This is a genomic window from Streptomyces sioyaensis (assembly GCF_004122735.1).
Taxonomy (GTDB): domain Bacteria; phylum Actinomycetota; class Actinomycetes; order Streptomycetales; family Streptomycetaceae; genus Streptomyces; species Streptomyces sioyaensis.
The window spans coordinates 1-25,465 of record NZ_SDIF01000100.1 but is presented as its reverse complement, the minus strand read 5'-3'; the positions used below and the strand labels follow the sequence as shown (position 1 = coordinate 25,465).

Annotated in this window: 23 protein-coding genes and 1 riboswitch; of the genes, 14 read left to right on the top strand and 9 right to left on the bottom strand. The window is 71.5% G+C overall.

The genetic code is table 11. The features are described from left to right. Nucleotides 1-100: 100 nt before the first annotated feature. From nadE to EST54_RS26270, 3 genes are all read right to left on the bottom strand, one after another. Nucleotides 101-931, bottom strand: coding sequence for an ammonia-dependent NAD(+) synthetase (nadE, locus tag EST54_RS26280; protein ID WP_129250204.1), 831 nt, complete (start codon nt 929-931; stop codon nt 101-103). 165 nt (nt 932-1,096) lie between these two features. Continuing rightward, complete coding sequence (locus EST54_RS26275) at nt 1,097-1,651, bottom strand: GH25 family lysozyme (RefSeq protein ID WP_129250203.1); 555 nt, start codon at nt 1,649-1,651, stop codon at nt 1,097-1,099. 401 nt (nt 1,652-2,052) lie between these two features. After that, nucleotides 2,053-3,273 (bottom strand): glycosyltransferase family 4 protein, encoded by a 1,221-nt coding sequence (locus tag EST54_RS26270; protein ID WP_129250202.1) that lies wholly within the window; start codon nt 3,271-3,273, stop codon nt 2,053-2,055. A gap of 234 nt (nt 3,274-3,507) precedes the next feature. On the opposite strand from EST54_RS26270, the gene EST54_RS26265 reads away from it, so the two are divergent. Both EST54_RS26265 and EST54_RS26260 read left to right on the top strand, forming a co-directional pair. Further along, nucleotides 3,508-4,263, top strand: a complete 756-nt coding sequence (locus EST54_RS26265) for a response regulator transcription factor (protein WP_174857520.1) — start codon at nt 3,508-3,510, stop codon at nt 4,261-4,263. 1 nt (nt 4,264) lies between these two features. After that, the gene (locus EST54_RS26260; protein WP_129250201.1) at nt 4,265-5,794 is read left to right on the top strand and encodes a HAMP domain-containing sensor histidine kinase; all 1,530 of its coding nucleotides are present in this window, start codon (nt 4,265-4,267) and stop codon (nt 5,792-5,794) included. 43 nt (nt 5,795-5,837) lie between these two features. Here EST54_RS26260 and EST54_RS26255 read toward each other — a convergent pair whose 3' ends face one another. Further along, on the bottom strand, nt 5,838-6,803 hold the full coding sequence (locus EST54_RS26255; RefSeq protein WP_129250200.1) for a M56 family metallopeptidase: 966 nt from the start codon (nt 6,801-6,803) through the stop codon (nt 5,838-5,840). Further along, the gene (locus tag EST54_RS26250; protein WP_129250199.1) at nt 6,800-7,225 is read right to left on the bottom strand and encodes a BlaI/MecI/CopY family transcriptional regulator; all 426 of its coding nucleotides are present in this window, start codon (nt 7,223-7,225) and stop codon (nt 6,800-6,802) included. The genes EST54_RS26255 and EST54_RS26250 overlap by 4 nt, the downstream gene beginning before the upstream one ends. Before the next feature lie 244 nt (nt 7,226-7,469). Between EST54_RS26250 and EST54_RS26245 the strand changes: the two genes are divergently transcribed. The 3 genes from EST54_RS26245 to EST54_RS26235 all read left to right on the top strand — a co-directional run bounded on the left by EST54_RS26245 (nt 7,470) and on the right by EST54_RS26235 (nt 9,290). Beyond that, complete coding sequence (locus EST54_RS26245) at nt 7,470-8,075, top strand: phosphatase PAP2 family protein (protein ID WP_129250198.1); 606 nt, start codon at nt 7,470-7,472, stop codon at nt 8,073-8,075. Next, nucleotides 8,072-8,827, top strand: coding sequence for a phosphatase PAP2 family protein (locus EST54_RS26240; RefSeq protein WP_129250197.1), 756 nt, complete (start codon nt 8,072-8,074; stop codon nt 8,825-8,827). Before EST54_RS26245 ends, EST54_RS26240 begins: the two co-directional genes overlap by 4 nt. A gap of 154 nt (nt 8,828-8,981) precedes the next feature. After that, nucleotides 8,982-9,290, top strand: coding sequence for a hypothetical protein (locus EST54_RS26235; RefSeq protein ID WP_174857519.1), 309 nt, complete (start codon nt 8,982-8,984; stop codon nt 9,288-9,290). A 99-nt stretch (nt 9,291-9,389) separates the two neighbouring features. On the opposite strand, the gene EST54_RS26230 is transcribed toward EST54_RS26235, so the two are convergent. The 4 genes from EST54_RS26230 to gcvT form a co-directional block, all read right to left on the bottom strand. Continuing rightward, nucleotides 9,390-10,772, bottom strand: coding sequence for an L-serine ammonia-lyase (locus EST54_RS26230; protein ID WP_129250196.1), 1,383 nt, complete (start codon nt 10,770-10,772; stop codon nt 9,390-9,392). A 499-nt stretch (nt 10,773-11,271) separates the two neighbouring features. Next, nucleotides 11,272-12,531, bottom strand: coding sequence for a serine hydroxymethyltransferase (gene glyA, locus EST54_RS26225; protein ID WP_129250195.1), 1,260 nt, complete (start codon nt 12,529-12,531; stop codon nt 11,272-11,274). Between the two features lie 95 nt (nt 12,532-12,626). After that, a complete protein-coding gene (gene gcvH, locus EST54_RS26220; RefSeq protein WP_006602987.1) occupies nt 12,627-13,004 on the bottom strand; it encodes a glycine cleavage system protein GcvH in 378 nt (125 codons plus the stop codon). A gap of 129 nt (nt 13,005-13,133) precedes the next feature. Next, nucleotides 13,134-14,261 carry a glycine cleavage system aminomethyltransferase GcvT gene (gene gcvT, locus EST54_RS26215; protein ID WP_129250194.1) on the bottom strand — a complete coding sequence of 376 codons (1,128 nt, stop codon included), beginning with the start codon at nt 14,259-14,261 and terminating at the stop codon, nt 13,134-13,136. Nucleotides 14,262-14,412: 151 nt separating this feature from the next. Continuing rightward, nucleotides 14,413-14,508: riboswitch (glycine riboswitch) on the bottom strand. A 260-nt stretch (nt 14,509-14,768) separates the two neighbouring features. Between gcvT and EST54_RS26210 the strand changes: the two genes are divergently transcribed. From EST54_RS26210 to EST54_RS26170, 9 genes are all read left to right on the top strand, one after another. Next, a complete protein-coding gene (locus tag EST54_RS26210; RefSeq protein ID WP_307825414.1) occupies nt 14,769-15,467 on the top strand; it encodes an AAA family ATPase in 699 nt (232 codons plus the stop codon). A 129-nt stretch (nt 15,468-15,596) separates the two neighbouring features. Continuing rightward, the gene (locus EST54_RS26205) at nt 15,597-16,394 is read left to right on the top strand and encodes an enhanced serine sensitivity protein SseB (RefSeq protein WP_129250193.1); all 798 of its coding nucleotides are present in this window, start codon (nt 15,597-15,599) and stop codon (nt 16,392-16,394) included. A 177-nt stretch (nt 16,395-16,571) separates the two neighbouring features. Beyond that, nucleotides 16,572-17,363: an enhanced serine sensitivity protein SseB C-terminal domain-containing protein gene (locus EST54_RS26200; RefSeq protein WP_129250192.1), complete on the top strand. Its 792-nt coding sequence runs from the start codon at nt 16,572-16,574 to the stop codon at nt 17,361-17,363. Between the two features lie 393 nt (nt 17,364-17,756). Beyond that, a complete protein-coding gene (locus EST54_RS26195) occupies nt 17,757-18,755 on the top strand; it encodes an ABC transporter permease (protein WP_129250191.1) in 999 nt (332 codons plus the stop codon). Nucleotides 18,756-18,841: 86 nt separating this feature from the next. Continuing rightward, nucleotides 18,842-20,593 (top strand): ABC transporter substrate-binding protein, encoded by a 1,752-nt coding sequence (locus tag EST54_RS26190; protein WP_129250190.1) that lies wholly within the window; start codon nt 18,842-18,844, stop codon nt 20,591-20,593. Between the two features lie 77 nt (nt 20,594-20,670). Then, nucleotides 20,671-21,681, top strand: coding sequence for an ABC transporter permease (locus EST54_RS26185; protein ID WP_129250189.1), 1,011 nt, complete (start codon nt 20,671-20,673; stop codon nt 21,679-21,681). Next, the gene (locus EST54_RS26180; RefSeq protein WP_129250188.1) at nt 21,678-22,778 is read left to right on the top strand and encodes an ABC transporter ATP-binding protein; all 1,101 of its coding nucleotides are present in this window, start codon (nt 21,678-21,680) and stop codon (nt 22,776-22,778) included. Before EST54_RS26185 ends, EST54_RS26180 begins: the two co-directional genes overlap by 4 nt. Nucleotides 22,779-22,807: 29 nt before the next feature. Then, complete coding sequence (locus tag EST54_RS26175; protein WP_244942618.1) at nt 22,808-23,899, top strand: ABC transporter ATP-binding protein; 1,092 nt, start codon at nt 22,808-22,810, stop codon at nt 23,897-23,899. A gap of 97 nt (nt 23,900-23,996) precedes the next feature. Next, nucleotides 23,997-25,406 carry a M1 family metallopeptidase gene (locus EST54_RS26170; RefSeq protein ID WP_129250186.1) on the top strand — a complete coding sequence of 470 codons (1,410 nt, stop codon included), beginning with the start codon at nt 23,997-23,999 and terminating at the stop codon, nt 25,404-25,406. Nucleotides 25,407-25,465: the final 59 nt, after the last annotated feature.

Sequence of the window (25,465 nt, the reverse complement as noted above, 5' to 3'; positions counted from 1 at the left end):
GGGGAGAGCCTGGGGGAGAGCTTTGGGGGAGAGCCTTGAGCTCACCGGGAGGCGCCATCGGCAGCGCCGACACCCGCCCCCGGCCGCCGCCCCGCTCCCCTCACGGCGCGATCGGCAGCGCCCGCTTGTGTTCGGTGAAGCGGTACCGGCGGACGATGGCCTGGGCGGCGGTGTCGTCGACCGGCTTGCCCTCCAGGAAGTCGTCGATCTGGTCGTAGCTCACGCCGAGCGCGTCCTCGTCCGGCTTGCCCGGGTCGAGGGTCTCCAGATCGGCCGTCGGAACCTTGTGGACCAGCTCGGCCGGGGCGCCCAGCGCCGCCGAGACGGCGCGTACCCGGCGCTTGGTCAGGCCGGTGAGCGGCACCACATCGGCCGCGCCGTCTCCGAACTTCGTGAAGAAGCCGGAGACCGCCTCGGCCGCGTGGTCGGTGCCCACGACCAGGCCGTCGCGGGCACCGGCGACCGCGTACTGCGCGATCATGCGCTGGCGGGCCTTGATGTTGCCGTGGACGAAGTCCTGGTGGTGGGCGTCGCGGAAGGTGAGCCCGCCGTCCACCGCGGCCTGCAGCGCCGCGTCGCTCGCCGGGCGGATGTCGACGGTCAGCTCCCGGTCGGCGCGGATGAACTCCAGCGCCCGCTGGGCGTCCTTCTCGTCCGCCTGGACGCCGTACGGCAGCCGCATCGCGTAGAACGTCGCCTCGTGCCCGGCGGCGCGGGCCCGCTCCACGGCGAGCTGGCAGAGCCGCCCGGTGGTCGTGGAGTCGACGCCGCCGCTGATCCCCAGGACCAGGGAACGCAGGCCCGCGGAGGTCAGCCGCCCGGTGAGGAAGGCCACCCGGCGTTCGATCTCCTGCTCGGCGTCGAAGGACGCGGTCACCTGGAGATCCCGGGCGATCTCCTGCTGCAGGGCCTTGGACGCCGGGTCGGTCACGGCTGCTCCTCTGGTTTCTCGGGGTGCGTCGTGCCGTTGTCGTGACGCACGGTTCCTGTGGCACGGGGTCCCTTGTGACGCACCGTCCCGCGAGGTTTACGCAGCGTTTCTTCCGCGCGTGCGTACGCTTCCCGGGGGCGCGAATCGGCGTGCCGGTAGGAAACCTTATGCCGGGTGCGCCCACTTCTTGAGGGCGGCCTTGCTCGTGAAGTCCGCGACGTCCTTGTCCAGCGGGGTGTCGGTGTACTGATGGATGCGCCACTTCGCCTTGATCCGGGGGTGACCGGCGGAGACGTAGTCGGCGATCCACAGGCCGTCGGCCGCGTACGACGTGGTGTCGCGGTGGAGCCAGAATTCGCGGTTGCAGTAGAGCAGCACGCGGTGGGTGGGGCGCAGCCTCTTCACCTCGGCCAGGAACTGGTCCTTCTGTGCATTGCTGGCATACGTCCCCTCGCCGGTGAGCTCCCAGTCGCAGGCCAGGAGATCACCCTGGACCGACGCGCACTTTTCGACGAAGTATTTCGCCTGGGCGGCGATATTTCCCGGCCACAGGAAGTGGTAGAAACCGACCACGCAGCCCGCCTTACGGGCCTTCGACGCCTGCGCGGACTGGTGTGGATTGATGTAGGAACGGCCTTCGGTGGCCTTGACGAAAACGAAGTCCAACCCCTCGGTGGAATACGAGGTGTTGTAGGAGCTGACATCGACACCGTGCAGCATGAACGGCCTCCTGCCGATCGGACCTGCGGATTCGAAGCGTCAACTGCTCGAAGCGGCAACCGTGTTGCGATGTGGTGTGACGTGCCTGTGTTTGTGCGCCGTTGTGCCCCTGCGCACTGTGTCCCGGTGTGGTGACCCGCTGCCGCCGCCGTGATCCAGAACTGCTGTGACCCCGAACTGCCCCGTTCCCGCAATGTGGTGCCATCGGGATCTCAGTGTTTCTGTGTTCTGTGTTCCGTGCGATTCGGTTTCGTTCCAGCAGTTTCCAGCAGTTTTCAGTAGTTCAGCATGCCGATACCGGAAGGCGCCAGACAGTGGTCGGGAAATTCCGTGCACGCGGGCGGATGTGACGGCGCGTCCGGTGCTTTTCGGACCGGGTGCCGCCGTACGGGGCGGCCGCCTCAGCGGCGCAGGGCCCGTCGCAGCAGCCGCCGGACACGGTTGCGGGTACGGCCCACGGTGCGCTGCCAGGCCCGGCCGTTGCGCGTCGACCGGAGCTCCTGGAAGAGGAGTTGGTAGCGCTCGGCGATCGGCTCCGGGTCGTAGCGGTGCGAGCTCTCCCGCGCGGCCTCGGCCATCGCGCGGCGGCGCTGCGGGGCCTCGATGAGCTCCATCAGGGCGTCGGCCAGCGCCTGGCCGTCCCCGCGCGGCACCAGCAGGCCGTCCTGGCCGTCGTGGATGATCTCGGCGGGGCCCAGCGGGCAGTCGGTGCTGACGACCGGCACCCCGCAGCGCATCGCCTCGACGATGGTCATGCCGAACGACTCGGCGTCCGAGGCCGAGGCGACGATCGAGGCCTTCGCGAACTCCGCCTCTATCGGCGAGCGCGGCCCGGTCAGCTCCGCCTGCCCGCTCAGCCCGAGGCCGTCGATCAGCCCCTGGAGCTTGGCCCGCTCGGCGCCGCCGCCGTGTATCCGCAGCTGCCAGTCGGGGTGCTTGGCGGCGACCGCCGAGAAGGCCTCGATCAGCAGGTCGAAGCGCTTGCCGCGGACCAGCCGGCCGGCGGCCGAGATCACCTTCGCGGTGCCCTCGGACGGCGGGCCGTCCGGCGCGGGCACGATGTTGGGCACGGCCAGGACCCGTACCCCGGGCAGCGGCATCCGCGCCCGGTACACGGCGGCGTCCGCCTCGGTGGTGGTGACCAGGGCGTCCAGTGTCCGGTAGTGGCGGGCGAGTTCGGCGCGGAGCTGCTTGCTGTGGGCGTCGTGTCTCAGATGCTCCTGGGCGATCCGCAGTGCCCGGCGCGGGCCGAAGCGGGCCAGGTAGACATTGATGCCGGGCCGGGTGCCGATCAGCACGTCCGCGTCCGTACCGCGCAGGAACTCCGCGGCGCGGACGTCGACCAGCCGGTTGTACTGCTGGTACCGCTTCTCGGCGAGCGGGAAGTCCTGCGCGGCCTCGCCGAAGCGCGGATCGGCCATGTCCTTGCTGCCGACGCGGGTGTCCACCAGCGGTACCAGCCGCACCCGGGGGTCCGGGGTGAACCGCGGGACCTCGCGGTGCCGGAGCATCGAGACGATCTCGACGTCGTGCCGGTCGGCGAGCGCGGCGGCGAGGTTGAAGGTGGTGCGGATGGTGCCGCCGATGGCGTAGGCGTTGTGCAGCAGGAGGGTGATCTTCATGCGGTGTGGTGCTCTCCCCGAGATGTGCCGACTCGTTCCGACCGGCCGGTACCCTCGCGACCTGGTCGTCGCGGCCGACCGTCCGGCACCGGGCAACCGTGGCGGCAAGGGGTAAGTCAATGGCGTGGCCAGGGTGAGAGCCCGGTAAGAACCACGGGTGAGAGGCGAGTAAGAAACCCGCCATCGGACCGGCCGCCCGCAGCCGCACCCCCGAGCCCTTGGCAGACTTGCCGCGTGACCCACTCCGTGCTGCTCGCCGAGGACGACCGCCCCATCCGCACCGCGCTGGAGCGTGCCCTGACCCTGGAGGGATACCAGGTCACCGCCGTCGCCGACGGCATCCAGGCGCTCGCCGCCGCCCACCGCGAACGGCCGGATGTCATCCTGCTGGACGTGATGATGCCGGGGATCGACGGGCTCCAGGTGTGCCAGGTGCTGCGGGCCGAGCAGGACCGCACCCCGATCCTCATGCTCACCGCCCGCGTCGAGACGGCGGACCGGATCGCCGGACTGGACGCCGGTGCGGACGACTACGTGGTCAAGCCGTTCGAGGTCGAGGAGGTCTTCGCGCGGCTGCGGGCGCTGCTGCGGCGGACGACGCCGGATCCGGCCGGGACGGCGGGGCCGGGGCCCGGGACCGACGGGGCCGGCGGGCCGGGGGAGGCCGACGAGGCCCGGCTCGCGGACAGCGGGGTCGTCGAGGCGGCGGATCTGCGGATCGACGGCCCCTCGCGCCGTGCCTGGCGCGGCGAGCGGGAGCTGGAGCTGACCCGGACCGAGTTCGAACTGCTGGAGCTGCTGGCCCGGAACGCCGGGATCGTCCTGGACCACTCGACGATCTACGACCGGATCTGGGGCTACGACTTCGGGCCGGGCTCGAAGAACCTCGCGGTGTACGTGGGCTATCTGCGGCGCAAGGTCGACGTCCCGGGCAGCCGTCCGCTGATCCACACGGTGCGGGGCGTCGGCTACGTCCTGCGGGAGGACTGAGATGTCCGGGCCGCGCGGCGGAGGGAGAGGTCCGGGCGCCCGGACCGGCCGGGGGCTGCGTGCCCGGCTGCGCTCCTGGCGCAACGGCGGGCAGGCCGCCTGGCTGCGTACCCGGAAGCCGGCCAGCCTGCGCACCACCTTCGCGGTGGCCTTCGCCGCCGGTGCCGCGGCGGTGACCGTCCTCGTCGGCTTCCTCAGCTACGACGCGGCGGCCCGGCTGGTGCGGGTGGACGAGAAGTCGGTGTTCTCGGAGGTCGTGGGGGATCTGCGCACCCAGGTCCAGGAGAAGTCGCTGGGGCCCGAGGACTATGCGTCCACCGACCCCGACCACGACGGGCCGCGCGACGACCTCACCCGGCCCACCCGTACCGACGTGCAGATCCTGGGTGCCGGCGGCCGGATCGTGGAGCTGGGCCGCCCGGCCCTGCCGGCCGGTGACGGGGAACAGCGGATCGCCCGGGACGCCCGCGCCGGCCGGTACGTGGAGCGGGAGGCGGACATCGGCGGCGAGGTCTACCACGTCGCGACCGTCGCGCTCGGCGGTGGCCGCGGGGCGGTCCAGGTCGCCCAGAAGTTCAGCGAGACCGAGGATCTGCTCTCCGCCCTCCAGCAGCGCACCGCCCTGCTGGCCGCCTCGGTCATAGCGCTGTCCGGGGCGGGCGGCTGGTGGCTGGCGCGCCGGATCACCGGCCGGCTGGTGCGGCTGACCTCGGTCGCCGAGAGCGTGGCCGAGCACGGGCGGTTGGACGTCCCGGTCCCGGTGGCGGGGCGGGACGAGGTCGCCCGGCTCGGGCGGGCCTTCGACGACATGCTCGGCCGGCTGGCCAGTGCCGTCCAGGACCAGCAGCGCCTCGTCCAGGACGCCGGCCATGAGCTGCGCACCCCGCTGACCTCGCTCCGTACGAACATCTCGCTGCTCAAGCGCTTCGACGAGCTGCCGCCGGATGCCCGCGAGGAGCTGCTCGCCGACCTGGCGGGTGAGGCCAGGGAGCTGAGCGATCTGGTGAACGAGCTGGTGGATCTGGCCGCCGGACAGCGCGACGACGACCCGTTGTCCGAGGTGAGCCTGGCCGAGGTCGCCGAGAAGGCGGCCGCTTCGGCCCGGCGCCGCACCGGCCGTGAGATCACCGTACGGACCGTCCGCCCGGCGGTGGTCGAGGGCCGGTCCGCCGCGCTGCACCGGGCGCTGACGAATCTGCTGGAGAACGCCGCCAAGTTCGACGCGGGCGGGACGGAGCCGATCGAGGTCGTGGTCACCGGCGCCCGTTTCGAGGTCCTCGACCGCGGCCCCGGGATCGCCGAGGCGGACCTCACCCGGGTCTTCGACCGCTTCTACCGGGCCGCGGCCGCCCGCGGTCTGCCCGGCTCCGGCCTCGGCCTGGCCATCGTCCGCGAGATCGCGACCGCCCACGGGGGCCATGCCTTCGCCGCCCGCCGCGAGGGCGGCGGCGCGACCCTGGGTTTCACGGTGGGGACCGGACAGGGGAGCGGCACCCGGGCGCACCGGCGGAACGGGCCGGGGGACTCCTGACGCCGGGCGCCGCGGCTCCGTGCCGGACCGCCCCCGGGAGCCCTCAGTGCGCCGCCTCCCCCTGGGCCACCTCCACCGTCTCGTGCAGATCGGCCGCGGCGTCCAGGGCGGCGGCCGCCGAGAAGGTGACACAGGCGAGCAGGGCCGCGGCGATCAGCCGGCGGCCCGGGAAGCCGGCCCGTATCGGGGGGTGACCGGCCGCCCGCTCCCCGTCCAGCAGGGCGGCGACCCGGCGCGGCACCGGGCCGGCCGTCGCGGCCAGCACGCCGCCGGGACGGTGCGGCGCCCGGGCATCCGGGCGGGCGGCCAGCGCGGCGCGACCGATGGCCCGGGCCGTGACCCGGCGGTCGCCCACCCGGGACGCGGCCGTCTCGTCGGCCCAGCGCTCCAGGGCGTACGCCAGGGGTGCGCGCAGCGAGCGGAGCAGCGGGTGGCAGGCCGCGGCGAGCGTGGTCGTGAGCAGGAACAGATGGTGGCGGCCCGCGAGATGGGCGCGCTCATGGGCGAACAGCGCCTCCCGCTCGGCCGGCGGCAGCGCCCGCAGCATCCCGGCGGTGACCACCACCCGGCCCGGCCGGCCCGGCAGGGCGTACGCCTCGGGGGCGGGGTCGGGCAGGACGCACAGATCGCCGGAGGTGGGGTGGGCGCCGGTGGCCCGCCGGGCGGCGCGCAGCTCGGCGCGGTGCCGGCGGGCGTGGTGCAGGACGGCGAGCGTGCAGGCGGTGAGCAGAGCGGCGGCGGCAGCGGCCACGGGGACGGTCACGGCACCGTCGCCGCTGTCGCCGAGCAGCGGCAGGGAGAGGTGACCCAGGGCGGCGATCGGGGGCAGCCGCAGCGCCCCGGCGGCCGCCAGCAGGCCGAGCGCCGCGGTGGTGCAACCGGCGAGGGCGGCCGCGCAGCCGGCCAGCAGCCAGGCGGCGGCGCGCGGCGGCAGCGACTCGGCCAGGCGGCGGGCGGCCGGCACCGCGAGCAGCGGCATCAGCAGCGGAATCCAGACGGCGACGATCACGGGCCGGCTCCGGGGCCGGGCCGCGGGGCGGCGGACGGCCCCTCGGGGGCGTCCCCCGCCGCCTCCAGCAGGGTCCGCAGCAACTGCTCGTCCTCGCTGGTCAGCTGGGAGACGAAGCGGGCGAGGGCGGTGCCGCGGTCGTCCTGCTTGTCGAGTTCGCTGCGCATCCGCCGGGCGGTCAGCCCCGCGGAGTCCTGTATCGGCGAATACGTGAAGCCGCGGCCGGCTCTGGAGCGGGACACCGCTCCCTTGTCGTGCAGCCGGCTGAGGATGGTGGTGACGGTGGTGCGCGCGAGGCGGCCGCCGAGCGCGCGCTGCACCTCGGCCGGGCTCAGCGGCTCCCCGGCCGCCCAGAGCGCCGCGAGCACGCTCGCCTCCAGCTCGCCGGCAGGGCGCCGCTGTACAGGTGATGTCTCCGACATGGAACGCCCTTCACCTTTTCGTCGTCTACAGTTCCGACAGCCGTCTACTTGACTGTAGTCGGCCGGTCGGTCGTGGGGCAGGCCCGCACCCATTATGCGAGGGGCCGCCGACATCGCCTCCGTCGCCGCATTTCCGCAGGTGACAGGGGTTGCCGGCGCACCGCGGGGCACCTGGGCCACCGCCCCCGGCCACCCCGCTCCCCACGCCCCACCGCGCCGTACGCACCACCGCCAAGGAGAACCCGTGAACCACCTCGCCTTTGGCGGCGCCTCGATAGACGGCGGCCTCTACACCCGGATCACCGGCCTGGCGCAGCACGCCCCGCACGGCCTGAACACCCTCGTCTCCTACGGGACCGACTACGGCCTCGGCCTCTTCGCCGTCCTGATGCTGATCGCCTGGTGGCGGGCGCGCCACGGTGCCCCCGGCGCGATGGCGGGGGCGCTGGCCGCCCCCGTCGTGGTGGTCCTCGCCTATGCCGTCACCGACCTGGTCAAGACGGTCTTCGACGAACAGCGGCCCTGTCGGACGCTGCACACCGTCACCGTCGAGGCCTGTCCCGGCCCCGGCGACTGGTCGTTCCCCAGCAACCACTCCGCCATCGCGGCGGCCGCCGCCGTCGCCCTGCTGCTGGGCGACCGGCAACTGGGCCGGATCGCGGTGCCGGCCGCGCTGCTGATGGCGGCCTCGCGCGTCTGGGTCGGCGCGCACTACCCGCACGACGTCGTCGTCGGCCTGCTCGTCGGCGCCCTCGTCGCCTGGCTCGCCACCCCGCTCGCCCGCCACGCCGGCCCCACCGTCGAGCGAATCCGCGCCACCCGGCTGCGTCCCCTGGTGGCCGCCCGGTGACCGCGTCCGGGCCGCCGCCGGGGCCGGAACCGCAGACCGCACGGCGCGGCCCCGGCCCGCGCCCCGGTCCCGCCGTCCGCCCGCCGCTCACCGTCGCTGCGGTCTGCGCGGCGCTCTTCACCGCCACCGCCGTCACCGTGTCCGTACGCCACGGCGTCCCGCTCGCCCCCGAACGGGCCGCCGTCCACTGGTCCGCCGCCCACCACGGAGAGCCACTGCGCTCCCTCGCCCGGGTGCTGACCGCCACCGGCACCGGCGCCGTCCCCTATCTGCTGGCGGTGCTCGCCGGGCTGCTGGCCGGCCGGGACACGCGCGGCCGGCTGCGCGCGGTGGGCTGCGCCGTCCTCGTCCTCGCCGCCGGCCAGGCGATCCGTTACGGCCTGATGGAACTGCTCGCCCGCCCCCGCCCGCCGGCCGTCGACTGGGCCGGCCCCGCCTCCGGCTACGCCTTCCCCTCCGGCCACGCCACCACCTCGGTACTCGCGGCCGGAATCCTGGCCTGGGGCATTGCCCGGCGCGTCGGTCCCGCCCGCGCCCGCACCTGGTGGGCGGTGCTCGCCCTCTGGGCCGCCGGCGTCGGCCTGACCCGCGTGTACCTGGCCGTCCACTGGCCGGGCGATGTCGTCGGCGGCTGGCTGCTGGCGGCCACCCTGCTCTGTCTCGCGCTGCTCCTGGAGCCGCTCGCCGTCCCCCGCCCGGACCCTGCCGACCGGGGCGGTACGCGGCCGGGCAGCGCCCATTCCCACGAATAGCTGACGATCCGACCAGGTCTTCCCCAAGGCGGCATGGACGCGTCCCGCGCCGAGCAGCACTGTCCTGGGCACCGGGACGGCGGGCGCCTTCCGGCCGTCCCGCCACCCCCACTGCCCACGGCACGTACCACCGCACCGTCAGGGGGACTCCACGATGAACCAGCCACTCGACGCCCCGGTGCCGTACCGGGCCACTCGCGCATCCGGCGCCTCCCGCGCCTCCCGCGGCCGCTGCCCGGCCGCCGCGCCCAGGGACCCCACCCCGTGCGAGGGGCCGCACGACGCCGCGACCCTCGTCGACCGTCATGGCCGGGAGGTCGCCGGCTGTGTCCACCACTGCGCCCGGGTACTGGCCGGCCTCGAAGGCGCCCGGGTCCACCCCTTCGTCCCGGCGGGCCAGGCCCTGGAGATCTACTCCCGGGCCCGTGAACTCCCGCCCTTCGCCTGGGAGATCGGCCGGTAGCCCGCCGCCGCGCGCGGCCCGGCCCATGAGCGAGGGGCCGCCGGTCCCGCCGGCGGCCCCTCCTCTCTGCGGCGCCGACGGTTCAGCGGCGCCGTGCGCTCAGCACTCGATGATGTTCACCGCGAGGCCGCCGCGCGCGGTCTCCTTGTACTTGACGCTCATGTCGGCGCCGGTGTCCTTCATGGTCTTGATGACCTTGTCGAGGGAGACATGGTGGTGGCCGTCGCCGCGCAGGGCCATGCGGGCGGCGGTGACGGCCTTGACCGCGGCCATGCCGTTGCGCTCGATGCACGGGATCTGGACGAGGCCCCCGACCGGGTCACAGGTCAGGCCGAGGTTGTGCTCCATGCCGATCTCCGCGGCGTTCTCGACCTGGGCGGGGGAGCCGCCGAGGACCTCGGCCAGGCCGCCGGCGGCCATCGAGCAGGCGGAGCCGACCTCGCCCTGGCAGCCGACCTCGGCGCCGGAGATCGAGGCGTTCTCCTTGAAGAGCATGCCGATCGCGCCGGCCGCGAGCAGGAAGCGGACGACGCCCTCCTCGTCGGCGCCGGGCACGAAGTTGACGTAGTAGTGCAGGACGGCGGGGATGATGCCGGCCGCGCCGTTGGTGGGGGCGGTCACCACCCGGCCGCCGGCGGCGTTCTCCTCGTTCACCGCCATCGCGTAGAGCGTGGTCCACTCCATGGCGCGGGCGGCGTGGTCGCCCTCGGAGCGCAGCTGGCGGGCGGAGTGGGCGGCGCGGCGGCGGACCTTGAGGCCGCCGGGCAGGATGCCCTCGCGGCTCAGACCGCGGGTGACACAGCCCTGCATGACCTGCCAGATCTCCAGCAGTCCGGTGCGGATCTCGTCCTCGGTGCGCCAGGCCTTCTCGTTCTGGAGCATCAGGGCGGAGATGGACAGCCCGGTGTCGCGGGAGAGCCGCAGCAGTTCGTCGCCGGTGCGGAAGGGGTGGGTCAGGACGGTGTCGTCGAGCTTGATCCGGTCCTCGCCCACGGCGTCCTCGTCGACGACGAAACCGCCGCCCACGGAGTAGTACGTCTTCTCCAGCAGGGGCGCGCCGGTGCCGTCGTAGGCGAAGAGCGTCATGCCGTTGGCGTGGTAGGGCAGGGCGCGGCGGCGGTGCAGGATCAGCTCGGACGATTCGTCGAAGTCGATCTCGTGGGCGCCGCCTATTTCGGCGCCCAGCAGCCGCAGGCGCTTGGTGGTGCGGATGCGCTCCACCTCGTCGTCGGCGGATTCGACGTCGACGGTGCGGGGGGAGTGCCCCTCCAGGCCGAGGAGGACGGCCTTGGGGGTGCCGTGGCCGTGGCCGGTGGCACCGAGGGAGCCGAAGAGTTCGGCGCGGACGCTGACCGTCTGGGCGAGCAGGCCGTCCTTCTTGAGCCGTCCGACGAACATCCGGGCGGCGCGCATGGGGCCGACGGTGTGGGAGCTGGAGGGGCCGATGCCGATGGAGAAGAGGTCGAAGACGGAGATGGCCACGGGGGCGGACTCCCTTGTCTGCTCGTGGTGGACGGTGGAGCAATGGAGCAGGAGGTACGTTTCTGCGCCGATTGTCGAGCGTAACGCGGACCGGACGCGCTGCCTCCGGGCGGAAACCGAAGAGCATCCGTTGCCGGGGCTAACGGCCGGTGTCGGGGTGGATACGGAGCCGCGGCGGGTGCCGGGCGGGGCCCGGATTCCGGCCGCCGGGGCCCGGTTGCGGGCCCGGCCGGGGACGCGGACGCGGGCCCGGTCAGGTGCCGGGCACGGGGAGGGCCGGGCAGCTGGAGCCGGACGCACCGGGGTCCCGCGGAAGTAGGGGAAGAAGGGGAGGAAGAGGGAGAAAGAGGGGAAAGGGGAGGGCTCTTGTGGGGGTGAAGCCCAGAGGGGCGGCCCCGGGGCGGAGCGCCCGGTGATCCCTGTGATCCCTGTGATCCGTCCCGCCACCCCTGGCCCGCCGTCGCCGACGGGCCAGGGGAAGGTCAGCGCATGAGACGCGTCACAGCGACGGGTAGAGCGGGTACTTCTCCGCCAGGGCCGTGACCCGGGCCTTGAGGGCGTCGGCGTCGTAGGCCGGCTTGAGGGCCTCGGCGATGATGTCGGCGACCTCGCGGAAGTCGTCGGTGGTGAAGCCGCGGGTGGCCAGCGCCGGGGTGCCGATGCGCAGGCCCGAGGTCACCATCGGCGGCCGTGGGTCGTTGGGGATGGCGTTGCGGTTGACCGTGATGCCGACCTCGTGGAGCCGGTCCTCGGCCTGCTGGCCGTCCAGCTCGCTGTCGCGCAGGTCGACCAGGACGAGGTGGACGTCGGTGCCGCCGGACAGCACGGAGACGCCGTGCTGCTTGACGTCGTCCTGGACCAGGCGCTCGGCGAGGATCCGGGCGCCGTCGAGGGTGCGCTGCTGGCGCTCCTTGAAGTCGTCGGACGCGGCGACCTTGAAGGAGACGGCCTTGGCGGCGATGACGTGCTCCAGCGGCCCGCCCTGCTGGCCGGGGAAGACCGCGGAGTTGATCTTCTTGGCCAGCTCCTGGGTGGAGAGGATGACGCCGCCGCGGGGGCCGCCCAGGGTCTTGTGCGTGGTGGTGGTCACGACGTGGGCGTGCGGCACCGGGTTGGGGTGCAGCCCGGCGGCGACCAGGCCGGCGAAGTGCGCCATGTCGACCATGAGGTAGGCACCGACCTCGTCGGCGATCCGGCGGAAGGCGGCGAAGTCGAGCTGGCGGGGGTAGGCGGACCAGCCGGCCACGATCAGCTTGGGGCGGTGCTCCTTGGCGAGGCGCTCGACCTCCTCCATGTCGACCAGGTTGGTCTTCTCGTCGACGTGGTAGGGCACCACGTTGTAGAGCTTGCCGCTGAAGTTGATCTTCATGCCGTGGGTCAGGTGCCCGCCGTGGGCGAGGTTGAGACCCAGGATGGTGTCGCCCGGCTTGATCAGGGCGAACATGGCGGCGGCGTTGGCCTGCGCGCCGGAGTGCGGCTGGACGTTGGCGGCCTCGGCGCCGAACAGGGCCTTGATGCGGTCGATGGCGATCTGCTCGACGACATCGACGTGCTCACAGCCGCCGTAGTAGCGGCGGCCGGGGTAGCCCTCGGCGTACTTGTTGGTGAGGACGGAGCCCTGGGCCTCCATGACGGCGACGGGGGCGAAGTTCTCCGACGCGATCATTTCGAGGGTGGACTGCTGGCGGTGGAGTTCGGCGTCGACGGCGGCGGCGACATCGGGGTCGAGCTCATGGAGGGAGCTGTTCAGAAGCGACATGAGTCTTTCCTGGGGAGTCAGGGGCGCGAAGGGGATCTCCCGGACGGAGGCCGGGGGAGCTTCCACTCGGCGGTGGCGGACGGGGAGCCGGCGGCTCAGCTCTGGATGAACGCGGCGTACTCGTCGGCCGAGAGCAGCTCGGCCGGCTCACCACTGGTCTTCACCTTGAACAGCCAACCGCCCTCGAACGGGGCGGAGTTCACCAGCGAGGGGTCGTTGACGACGTCCTCGTTGATCTCGGTGATCTCCCCGTCGACGGGCGAGTAGAGATCGCTGACCGACTTGGTCGACTCCAGCTCGCCGCAGGTCTCGCCCGCCGCGACCGTGGTACCGACCTCGGGGAGCTGCACGTAGACGACGTCGCCGAGCGCGTTGGCCGCGTGCTCGGTGATGCCGACCGTCGAGACGCCTTCCTCGGCGCCCGACAGCCACTCGTGCTCCTTGCTGTAGCGCAGCTGCTGGGGGTTGCTCATGGCTCGATTCTCCTGTACGCGAGGGTGTGGTCGTGAAGCGGGTCGCCCCTGGCGGAGCCAAGGGGAGGGATCTTGCACAGTGCGACGCACGGGTGCGCGCCGCGGCCGGCTCCCGGCGGGAGCGGTCCGCTACTTCTGCCGCTTGTAGAAGGGCAGCGCGCTGACCTCGTACGGCTCATGGCTTCCACGGATGTCCACGTGGACACCCTCGGTGCCCGGGGTGGCGTAGGCCGCGTCGACATAGGCGATGGCGATCGGCTTGCCCAGGGTGGGGGAGGGCGCCCCGGAGGTGACCTCGCCGATGACCGTGCCGTCGGCCGTGACGACCGGGTAGCCCGCGCGCGGGACCCGGCGGCCCTCGGCGAGCAGACCCACGAGCTTGCGCGGCGGGTTGGTCTCGGCGCGCTCGGCGGCCGCCGCCAGCGCGGCGCGGCCGACGAAGTCACCGTTGTTGCTGGTCTTCTCGAACTTCACGACCCGGCCCAGGCCCGCGTCGAACGGCGTGGTCGCGGTGGTGAGCTCGTGCCCGTACAGCGGCATGCCCGCCTCCAGGCGCAGGGTGTCGCGGCAGGACAGACCGCAGGGCACCAGCCCGGCGTCCTTGCCGGCCGCGGACAGCGCCTCCCACAGGGCCACCGCGTCCGCCGGCCGGACGAACAGCTCGAAGCCGTCCTCGCCGGTGTAGCCGGTACGAGCGATCAGCGCCTCGACGCCGGCGACCGTGCCGGGCAGACCCGCGTAGTACTTCAGGCCGTCCAGATCCGCGTCGGTCAGCGCCTTGAGGATGCCGGGGGACTCCGGTCCCTGCACCGCGAGCAGCGCGTAGGCGTCGCGGTCGTCGCGGATCGCGGCGTCGAAACCGCCCGCTCGCGCGCTCAGCGCGTCCAGCACCACCTGGGCGTTGGAGGCGTTGGCGACCACCATGTACTCCTGGTCGGCCAGGCGGTAGACGATCAGGTCGTCGAGGATGCCGCCTTCCTTCTCGCAGATCATGGTGTAGCGGGCGCGGCCGGTCTTCACGCCGCCGATGTTGCCGACCAGCGCGTAGTCGAGGAGATCGGCGGCCTGCGGGCCGGTGACGGTGATCTCGCCCATGTGGGAGAGGTCGAAGAGGCCGGCGCGGGTGCGGACGGCGACATGCTCGTCGCGCTCGCTGCTGTAGCGCAGCGGCATGTCCCAGCCGGCGAAGTCGGTCATGGTCGCGCCGAGTGCGCGATGGGTGGCATCCAAGGCGGTACGGCGGGGGGCATCAGTCATGGTTCTGGGCTCCCAGGCATGGGTGAGAGGACGTTCTCCCCATCTGTCATCGGAACCTGAGAGGTTCACCGGGATCCCGCGAACGGACCCGGTTTGCACCTTGGGTGGAGCCACCCCGTCAACCGGGCGGTGACTCGCTTTTCAGATCTGCCTCGCCCGTGCGGTATAGGGGCCTGAGAGATTCAAGGGAGGACTTGCTCCTTCGGCGCCCCGCCATGGCGGCCGGGGACTCTCCCGCGCGGGTTCAAGCGGCCGGTATGGAGTTGGCGGTGCACAAGTGAGACGCGGTGTGCACGTGGCGGCCACATCATTGCACGGGATCGCCGGATACAGCAGCCCTGGTGGGCGGCCCGCCCATGACGTGGGCAGATCGGACAACCGTCTTGATGGGCATTACCTTTTCTTGACACTCTGCGGGTACGGGACGGACTCGAACCGGAACAGAACCGGACGGGGAGGGTGATCACGGTGCACGGAGAAGCGGCATACGGTGCCACTTCAGAGGTCGTGCCTACCGAGGCCGTGCGTCCCGGCCGCGTGCCGGGAGCGGCCGCCGCCGTGTCCCGCGGCGGCCGTCCGCGGCGCACGGTCCTGCGGCCCGGCCGCCGCGCCGGGGTCGTGGATCTGCGGGGTGCGGGGCGGGCGCGCGGCGCGGTCGAGCTGCGGTTCCCGGCCGGTGATCTGGTGGTGGTCTCCGGGCTGCCGGGCAGCGGCAAGAGCACCCTGATGCACCGCGTGGTGCCGCCGCTGGACCGGCGCGGCGCCCTGGTGCACCGCATCGATTCGCAGGACGTCCGCGAGCGCTGGGAGCGTGGCCGGCTGCGCCGGCTGCCCTACGGCCTCTACCGCCCGCTGGTCCGGGCCGCCCACTATCTGGCGCTGCGCCGTGCGCTGCGCTCCGGCGACAGCGTGGTGGTGCACGACTGCGGGACGCTGGCGTGGGTGCGCGGCTGGCTCGCCCGCTCCGCGGTGCGCGGCGGCCGCGGGCTGCATCTGGTGCTGCTCGACGTGCCGCCGGAGGTGGCGCTGTCCGGCCAGGAGTCGCGGGGGCGCGGGGTGTCGGGGTACGCCTTCGCGCGCCATCGCGGGGCGGTGGGCCGGCTGGTCGGCGCGGCGGAGGCGGCCCGGCTGCCGTACGGGGTCGGCTCGGCGGTCCTGCTCGACCGGCGGGCGGCGAACACCCTGGAGACGATCGGCTTCGACTGAGCGCGGCCGCCCCGCGGCGGGCCCGTGCCCCGAGGGTTTCCGCGCGCGCTTTCTCGTCTAGGGTCGGATCCACCGGGCAGACCCCAGGGTCGTCGGCCAGAAGGTGCGGTTTGGAACGGGTGGGTTGACATGACATTTCCGGAGCAGGGGATACCGCAGCTGGCGTGGCCGGCGAACGAGCTCGAAGAGGTGCTGGCCGCCGCGGTCGGGCATCCGGGCGCGGGCGGCCGGATCGTCGAGGTCCTGGGCCGCAGCCGGGTGTGGGTGCCGTTGCCCAACGGCGGCGGCCCGCAGAGCGCCGGCCCCGGCGCCCGCGGCCTCGATCTGCCCACCGTCGAGCTCGACGGTGCGCCCTACGTCCCGGTCTACAGCTCCGAGCAGGAGTTCCTGCGGGTGGTCGGATCGCACCTGTCCTTCACCGTCGCCCCGGCACGGGAGTTCGCCCGCGGGCTGCCGCCGCAGGTCGGCATCGTGGTCAATCCCGAGGGCACGATAGGCGTCCCGCTGCCGCCCGCCGCGGTCTTCGAGCTGTGCCGGGCCGGACAGCAGGGAATGGACGGTGCGCCGAGCGGCGGCCGGGTGCGGCTCTTCGAACCGGACTGGCAGGACGAGCCGGTGGACTTCCTCGCCGCCGCCGGACTGGAGTTCTCCGCCGCCGGAATTGTCCTGACTGCCCGGCGTGCCCTGGCAAGTGTCGAGGGCGACACGCCCGCGCTCTTCGTCGGTGTTCAGGTCGCGGCCGACCCCGCGGCCGTGCACGACGGCACGGCCCGCGAGGCGGTACTGTCAGCCCTCGGACGTGCGCTCGGCGCCGTACCGGTGCCCTGGCCCGTGCAGCTCGTCATGCTCGATCTCGCCCAGGGGGACCCGGTCGCCGACTGGATGCTGGAGCGGGTGCGGCCCTTCTACTCTCGGGACCACTCGTAAGGGCTTGCGGAGCGGCCGGGGCCGGGTCGCGACCTCAGGCACGGCGCACCCCCGGCGAACGCCGGGGGTACCCCGATGCCGCGGCCTTCCGGCCCTGGCCCCTCGGCAAGCCCTAAGCTGGTTGGATGACGGGCGGGCGCACCCACACGTGCCCTGCTGACAGGAGGGACGGACGACGTGAGCGCGGGTGCGCATCAGGGGCCGGCGGCGGCCGGGCAGCTGGAGCAGCTGCTCCAGCAGGTCTCGCCCGGCCGTTATGACGCCTATGAGGCACTGCTGCACGCGCTCGCCGCGGGCCAGGTCTGGATGCTGCTCTGGCAGGGGCGGGCCGGAGCGGCCGACGCGCAGTACGGCAACATGGAGGTCGACGGCCTCGGTTATGCGCCCTGTGTGACCTCGGCGCCCGAGCTCGCCGCCTCCGGCTGGAACCGCGACCACGAGGTGGTCACCGGCCCGGAGATCGCCGCCGCGCTCTTCCCCGACCGCTGGGGCCTGTGGCTGAACCCGCACGCGCCCGGGGGCGGCGTCGGCATCCCCTGGCTCGATCTGCGCCGGATCGCCGGCGGGCTCGACCGGCTGCCCGCCGGGCCGTTGCGGATCTCCGAGCCGGTCATCGACATCCCGCAGTTCTATGCGCTGCTCGCGCAGAACGCCCACCGGACGCCCGCCGTCCGGTCGCTGCGCCGGGCCTGGGTGCAGCCCGCGCTCGGTGCCCCGTATCTGGCGGTCGGTCTGGATCTGTACGACACCGGCCAGCAGGCGGTGGATTCGGCGCGGTTGATGATCCAGCAGTCGATCGGCGCGGTGCCGGACGGTCTGCCGGTCTCCACGGTCGCGATGAACGACGAGTACGACCCGGTCGCCCTGTGGATGCGGGCCTCCACGCGCCCCTTCTTCGACCGTGACGGCTACGCCCAGCAGCAGCCCCCCGCCGCCTCCTACGGCTACGGCTACCCGCGCCCGTACTGACCCGCCGCACCGACACTGCAGGGCGCGTCGGCCCGACGCCTTTCCTGGGTGAATTCTCCCGCTTTGCCCCGAGGTTGAGCCCCTTTCCCGCGGTGGTGCGCCCCGCTCAGACCGCGTTGATGTCCGTATAACGGAAAGCCGCGGGCCACATCACAGTTACGCATCCTTTCCTGACCGGGTCTGGTGAGTGTTCGCAACTCGGATGAAGACTCCGGCAGCAGAGGACCTCGGTTCTTTCTACGAGTGTCATCCCGCACGACGTCACGCGAATCCCCGAATTCCATTGCGCGAATTTCCGGGAAATCCGCAGGACTTGCACCAGTGATGTGAAGCAGGCCGCTACGCGGCGGGGATGTGGGCCGGTCACTGCCGGCCGAGAGGGGTCAAGGCACCGTGACCGCACCGATCGAGACCACCGGGGCGGCTGCCCAGGCGCAGCCGGAAGCGGTGCTGAAGGGCGTGGAAGGAAAGCGGATCGAGGGGCGTTCGCTCGGTCAGATCGCCTGGCTGCGCTTCCGGCGGGACAAGGTCGCGGTGGCCGGTGCCATCGTTGTCATCCTGCTCGTCCTCGTCGCGGCGCTCTCCCGGCCGATCCAGGCGCTGCTGGGGCTGGACCCCGACAACCCGAACCAGGCGCTGATCGACCCCAACACCACCCTTCCCAAGGGGGACTTGGGCGGCATGAGCGCGGACCATCCGCTCGGCGTGGACCCGAAGTTCGGCCGCGATCTGCTCGCCCGGGTCCTGGAGGGCTCCTGGGTGTCGCTGATCGTGGCGTTCGGCGCGACCTTGCTGTCGGTCGCCCTCGGCACCGTCCTCGGGGTGGTCGCCGGCTTCTACCGCGGGCGGGTGGACGCCTTCATCAGCCGGATGATGGATGTCTTCCTGGCCTTCCCGCTGCTGCTGTTCGCCATCGCGATCTCCGCCTCGCTGCAGGGCGGCGCCTTCGGCCTGGAGGGCCTGCCGCTGCACATCTCGGTGCTGATCTTCGTGATCGGCTTCTTCAACTGGCCGTACATGGGGCGGATCGTGCGCGCCCAGACGCTCTCGCTGCGGGAGCGCGAATTCGTCGACGCCGCCCGCGGCATGGGTGCGCGCGGCCCGTTCATCCTCTTCCGGGAGCTGCTGCCCAACCTGGTGGGGCCGATCATCGTCTACTCCACCCTGCTGATCCCCTCCAACATCCTCTTCGAGGCGGCCCTGAGCTTCCTCGGCGTCGGCATCCAGCCGCCCCAGGCGTCCTGGGGCGGGATGCTCAACCAAGCGGTCAAGTACTACGAGGTCGACCCCCAGTACATGATCGTCCCTGGCCTCGCGATCTTCGTCACCGTGCTCGCCTTCAACCTGCTCGGTGACGGTCTGCGGGACGCGCTGGACCCGCGCAGCCGCTGACGGCGGTGCGGGGCGCCCGCTCACATGTCTCACCTGCGTTTTTGATGTTTTGACCTTTCTCGACGAACGAAGGGGCACCGACCATCATGCGAAGGTCAGTTCCGGTCGCGGCGGTTGCGGCCATCACCAGTGCGGGCCTTTTGCTGGCCGGCTGCAGCGGGGGCAAGGATTCCGGAAGCGGTTCGGGCGAGGCGAACGCCGCCACCAAGGGCGTCGTCAACGCTTCGGACGCGAAGGGGGGCACGGTCACCTACGCGATCAGTGACGCCCCCGAGTCGTTCGACCCGGGCAACACCTACTACGCCTTCGTCTACAACTTCAGCCGGCTCTACGCGCGCCCGCTGACCACCTTCAAACCGGGCCCCGGCAGCAAGGGCAACGAGCTGGTCCCGGACCTCGCCGAGTCGATGGGCAAGTCCAGCGACGGCGGCAAGACCTGGACGTACAAGCTCCGCAAGGGCGTCAAGTACGAGGACGGTTCCGAGGTCACCTCGCAGGACGTCAAGTACGCCGTCGAGCGCAGCAACTTCGCGCGCGACACCCTCTCGCTGGGCCCGAACTACTTCCAGCAGTTCCTCAAGGACAACGACGGCGGCTACAAGGGTCCCTACAAGGACAAGAGCAAGGCCGGGCTGAAGTCCATCGAGACCCCCGACGCGCAGACGGTCGTCTTCCACCTCAAGAAGCCGTTCGCCGAGTTCGACTACCTGGTCAGCGCCCCGCAGACCGCACCGGTCCCGCAGGCCAAGGACAAGGGCGCGGACTACACCAAGGCGGTGCTGTCCACCGGTTCGTACAAGTTCCAGAGCTACCAGGAGGGCAAGCAGCTCACCCTGGTCCGCAACCCGCAGTGGTCCGCGGCGACCGACCCGCTGCGCAAGCAGCTGCCGGACAAGATCGTCCTGAATCTGAAGGTCGCCCAGTCGACCATCGACAAGGACCTCCAGTCGGGCAACACCCTGGTGGACCTGGCCGGCCGCGGTGTCGACGGGCAGACGCAGGCCCAGCTGCTGACCGACCCCAAGGAGAAGGCCCAGACCGACAACGCGCTCGGTCAGCGCCTCGTCTACACGGCGATCAACACCAAGGTGAAGCCGTTCGACAAGCTGGAGTGCCGCAAGGCCGTCGAGTACGCGATCGACAAGAAGGCCGTCCAGACCTCGCTCGGCGGCCCGATCCGCGGTGACGTGGCCTCCACGGTGCTGCCGACCGACATCGACGGCTACCAGAAGTACGACCTGTACCCGCAGAAGTACAGCGGCGACAAGCTGGACGTGACCGAGGCCAAGAAGCACTGGGACGCGTGCGGCGCGGGCAAGACCACGACCACGATCCTGGCCCGCAACGACCGTCAGGACGAGGTCGACGCGGCCACCTCGGTCATCGAGTCGCTCAAGAAGATCGGCGTCACCGCCAAGATCCAGTCCTACCCGTCCAGCAAGTACTTCTCGGACTACGCGGGTGTGCCGGCGTTCGACAAGAAGAACAACGTCGGCCTGATGATGATGCAGTGGGGCGCGGACTTCCCCACCGGCTACGGCTACCTCCAGCAGATCCTGCACGGCAAGGCGATCGGCCAGTCCGGCAACTCGAACCTGTCGCAGCTGGACGACCCGGAGATCAACAAGCTGCTCGACAGCGCCATCGCCAACACCGACAAGGCGGCCCGCGAGAAGGCGTACGCCGAGATCGACAAGAAGGCGATGGAGCAGGCCGCGATCGTCCCGCTGACCTACTTCAAGGTCCTGATGTACCGCTCGCCCAAGGCCACCAACCTGGTGTCCACCTCGGCCTTCAGCGGTGAGTACGACTACCTCAACATCGGCGTCAAGAAGTAGCAGCCCTGGAAGGCAGGTGAAGGCAGGGCGTCCGCGGGCCGGTTCCGGCCGGCCCGCGGCGCCGGCGCCGCGTCCCCGTGTACTCGTACATCATCCGCAGGCTGATCAGCGCAGTGGTCCTGCTGCTGATCGTCAGCGCGGTCACGTTCGGCATCTTCTTCCTGCTGCCGAAGCTGGCCGGGCAGACCACCGACCAGCTTGCCCAGCAATACATCGGAAAGGCCCCCACGCCCGCGGACATCGCGGCGGTGAAGAAGAACCTCGGCCTGGACAAGCCGGTGTTTGAGCAGTACTGGGACTTCCTCAAGGGCATTTTCGTCGGCGTCGACTACAAATTCGGACCGGAAGCGGCAAAGTGCCATGTGCCGTGCTTCGGTTATTCCTTCAAGACCCATATCGAGGTCTGGCCGGAGATCCAGTCCCGGCTTCCGGTGACCCTCTCGCTGGCCGCCGGCGCCGCCGTGCTGTGGGTGGTCTCCGGTGTCGCGACCGGTGTGCTCTCCGCGCTGCGCCCCGGCTCGGTCTTCGACCGGATGGCCATGACCGTGGCGCTGGCGGGCGTCTCCCTCCCGATGTTCTTCACCGGCGCCCTGGCGCTGGCCCTGTTCACCTACCAGTGGCCGATCTTCGAGCGCAGCGACTACGTGCCGCTGATGGAGGATCCGTTCCTGTGGGCCCGGACCCTGGTCCTGCCCTGGGTCACGCTGGCCTTCCTCTACTCCGCGCTCTACGCCCGGCTCACCCGGGCGGGCATGCTGGAGACGCTCAGCGAGGACTACATCCGCACCGCCCGCGCCAAGGGCCTGCGGGAGGGCAAGGTGGTCGTCCGGCACGGTCTGCGGGCCGCGCTCACCCCGATCATCACGGTCTTCGGCATGGACCTGGGCCTGCTGCTCGGCGGTGCGCTCATCACCGAACAGGTCTTCTCGCTCAAGGGAGTCGGCGCCTTCGCCGTCGAGGCGATCAACGCCAACGACCTGCCCAACATTCTCGGCGTCACCCTGCTCGCCGCGTTCTTCATCGTCCTGTGCAACCTGGTGGTGGACGTTCTGTACGCCGCCGTCGACCCGCGGGTGAGGCTCTCGTGACCGATTCCTCCGAGGACACCAAGGGGACCGCGGCGGCCGCCCCCGAGAAGGCAGCGCAGCCGGCCGCCTTCCTCGACGTGCGCGATCTGAAGGTGCACTTCCCCACCGACGACGGCGTGGTGAAGTCCGTCGACGGGCTGACCTTCAGCCTGGAGAAGGGCAAGACGCTCGGGATCGTCGGCGAGTCCGGCTCCGGCAAGTCCGTGACCTCGCTCGCCGTGATGGGGCTGCACCGCGCCGCGCGCCAGCAGCGCAGCAAGGTGACCATGTCCGGCGAGATCTGGCTGGACGGCAAGGAGCTGGTCTCCGCCGATCCGGACGAGGTGCGCCGGCTGCGCGGCCGCGAGATGGCGATGATCTTCCAGGATCCGCTGTCCGCGCTGCACCCCTTCTACTCGGTCGGCACCCAGATCGTGGAGGCCTACCGCGTCCACCACGCCGTGGACAAGAAGACCGCGCGCAAGCGGGCCGTCGAGATGCTCGACCGGGTCGGCATCCCGCAGCCCGACAAGCGGGTCGACGACCATCCGCACCAGTTCTCCGGCGGGATGCGTCAGCGCGCCATGATCGCGATGGCGCTGGTCAACAACCCCGAGCTCCTGATCGCGGACGAGCCGACCACCGCCCTGGACGTCACCGTCCAGGCGCAGATCCTGGACCTGATCCGCGATCTGCAGAAGGAGTTCGGCTCGGCGGTCATCATCATCACCCACGACCTCGGGGTGGTCGCCGAGCTCGCCGACGACCTGCTGGTGATGTACGGCGGACGGTGCGTCGAGCGCGGCCCGGCCGAGAAGGTCTTCTCCGCGCCCCAGCACCCCTACACCTGGGGCCTGCTCGGCTCCATGCCGCGCATCGACCGGGACCAGACGGACCGGCTGATCCCGGTGAAGGGCTCCCCGCCCAGCCTGATCAACGTCCCGTCCGGCTGTGCCTTCAACCCCCGCTGCCCGTACGCGGACGTCCCCGAGGACAACCTGACCCGTACGGTCCGTCCCGAGCTGCGCGAGGTCGGCGGCGGGCACTTCTCCGCCTGCCACCTGCCGCAGGAGGAGCGGGAGCGTATCTGGACCGAAGAGATTGCGCCGAAGCTGTGACCGACACGACGGACGACCAGAGCAAGAAGATCCCGCTCCAGAAGGGGACCGAGGCCGCGAAGGCCCCCGCCGACCCCGCGCCGCTGCTGCGGGTCCGCGGCCTGGTGCGGCACTTCCCGATCACCAAGGGGCTGCTCAAACGGCAGACCGGGGCGGTGCAGGCGGTCGACGGCATCGACTTCGACGTACGGCCCGGGGAGACACTCGGCGTCGTCGGGGAGTCCGGGTGCGGCAAGTCGACCATGGGCCGGCTGATCACCCGGCTCGACGAACCGACCGGCGGCTCCATCGAGTTCCAGGGCCGCGACATCACCCATCTGTCGCCGGGCAGGCTGCGGCCGATGCGCCGTGACGTCCAGATGATCTTCCAGGATCCGTACGGTTCGCTGAACCCGCGGCACACCATCGGCGGCATCGTCTCCACCCCCTTCCGCCTTCAGGGCGTCGAGCCCGAGGGCGGGGTGAAGAAGGAGGTGCAGCGGCTGCTGGAGCTGGTGGGCCTGAGCCCGGAGCACTACAACCGCTATCCGCACGAGTTCTCCGGTGGTCAGCGCCAGCGCATCGGCATCGCCCGGGCGTTGGCGCTCAAGCCCAAGCTGGTGGTCGCCGACGAGCCGGTCTCCGCGCTGGACGTCTCCATCCAGGCGCAGGTCGTCAACCTCATGGACGACCTCCAGGAGGAGCTGGGCCTGACGTACGTCATCATCGCCCACGACCTCTCGGTCATCCGGCACGTCTCGGACCGGATCGCGGTGATGTACCTCGGCAAGATCGTGGAGTTGAGCGACCGCAAGGCGCTCTACGAGACGCCGATGCACCCGTACACCAAGGCGCTGCTGTCCGCGGTGCCGGTGCCCGACCCGAAGCGGCGTACCCAGCGCGACCGGATCCTGCTCAAGGGCGATGTGCCCTCGCCGATCGACCCGCCCTCCGGCTGCCGGTTCCGTACCCGCTGCTGGAAGGCCACCGAGGTGTGCGCCACCACCGAGCCGCCGCTGGTCGCGCTGCGGACCGGCCATCAGGTGGCCTGCCACCACCCGGAGAACGCCGGCGACCCGGCACCGGCGGCCGCTCCGCCGGCCGAGGGCCCCGCCGGCAGTAAGGCCTCAACCGGCGAATAACGCCTGGACTTGGCAAAGTCCTGGGCAAGACGCAGCGGGAGAGTGCAGAGTCAGCACGGTTGTTCGATCTTCATCCGTGTGTCCGAAGGGATGACTCATGGCACTCTCCCGTTCTGCGCGCCGCACCTCCCGGTGGCTGGCCCTGGCCACCGCGGTGGCCGCGACCGCCTCGATCGCCGCGGCGCCCGGCGCGTCCGCCGGTGCCGCCGGAGTCGGCGACCCCTACTTCCCCAAGTTGGGCAACGGCGGCTTCGACGCCCTGCATTACGACCTCGGCGTCAGCTACCACCCCAGCAGCGGCCGCCTCGACGGCCGCACCACCCTCACCGCCCGGGCCACCCAGAACCTCTCCTCCTTCGACCTCGACCTGCAGAAGCTGACGGTCGACTCGATACGGGTGAACGGCCGCCGGGCCCACTTCGCCAGATCCGGCGACGAGATCACCATCCGCCCGGACTTCGCGCTGCACCGCGGCCGGAAGTTCACCGTCACCCTCGCCTACCACGGCGTCCCCAAGCCGTTGGGCGGGCCGATCATCTTCGGCTCCGACTACGGCTGGATGAAGACCAAGGACGGCGTCTTCGTCGCCTGTGAGCCCAACGCCGCCTCCACGTGGTTCCCCTCCAGCGACCACCCCAGCGACAAGGCGACCTACGACATCCGCATCGACGCCCCCAAGGGCCTGACCGGCGTCTCCAACGGCCGGCTCGTCAACTCGGGGGAGGCGCACGGCCGGTCCTACGCCCACTGGCGCGAGAACCGCCCGATGGCGACGTACCTGGCCACCGCCACCATCGGCAAGTTCGACATCCGTACGGGCACCACCCCCGGCGGCACCCCGATCTACGTCGCCACCGACCCCACGCTGCCCACCGGCAAGGTCGACGTCTACGGCATCACCGCCGAGGCCACCGACTACTGGTCCAAGGTCTTCGGCCCGTACCCCTTCGAGGAGACCGGGGCGATCGTCGACGACATGCCGGAGGCCGGCTTCTCGCTGGAGGTGCAGTCCAAGCCGGTCTACTCGGCCGTGCGCAGCGAGTCCACCATCGTCCACGAGCTGGCCCACCAGTGGTTCGGCGACTCGGTCTCCGTCAAGCAGTGGAAGAACATCTGGCTCAACGAGGGCTTCGCCAGCTACGCGCAGTGGCTGTGGTCCGAGCACCGCGGGACCCTCAGCGCCCACGACGCCTTCCGCAAGGTCTACAACCAGATCCCCGCCGCCGACGACTTCTGGAAGCAGAAGATCGCCGACCCCAAGCGGGACACCATGTTCGCCGGCTCGGTCTACCAGCGGGGCGCGATGACGCTCCAGGTGCTGCGCGAGAGGATCGGTGACAAGGCGTTCTTCAAGCTGCTGCCGGCCTGGACCGCACAGCACCGTTACGGCAACGCCGACACCGGCCAGTTCATCGCGCTCGCCGAGAAGATCTCCGGCCAGCAGCTGGACGACCTGTTCCAGACCTGGCTCAACACGGACAGCAAGCCGCCGCTGCCGGGCAAGTAGGCCCGAAGCCCGAGGCGCCGAGGTCCGGCGGGCTCTCTCCCGCCCGGCGGGTGCTCCCC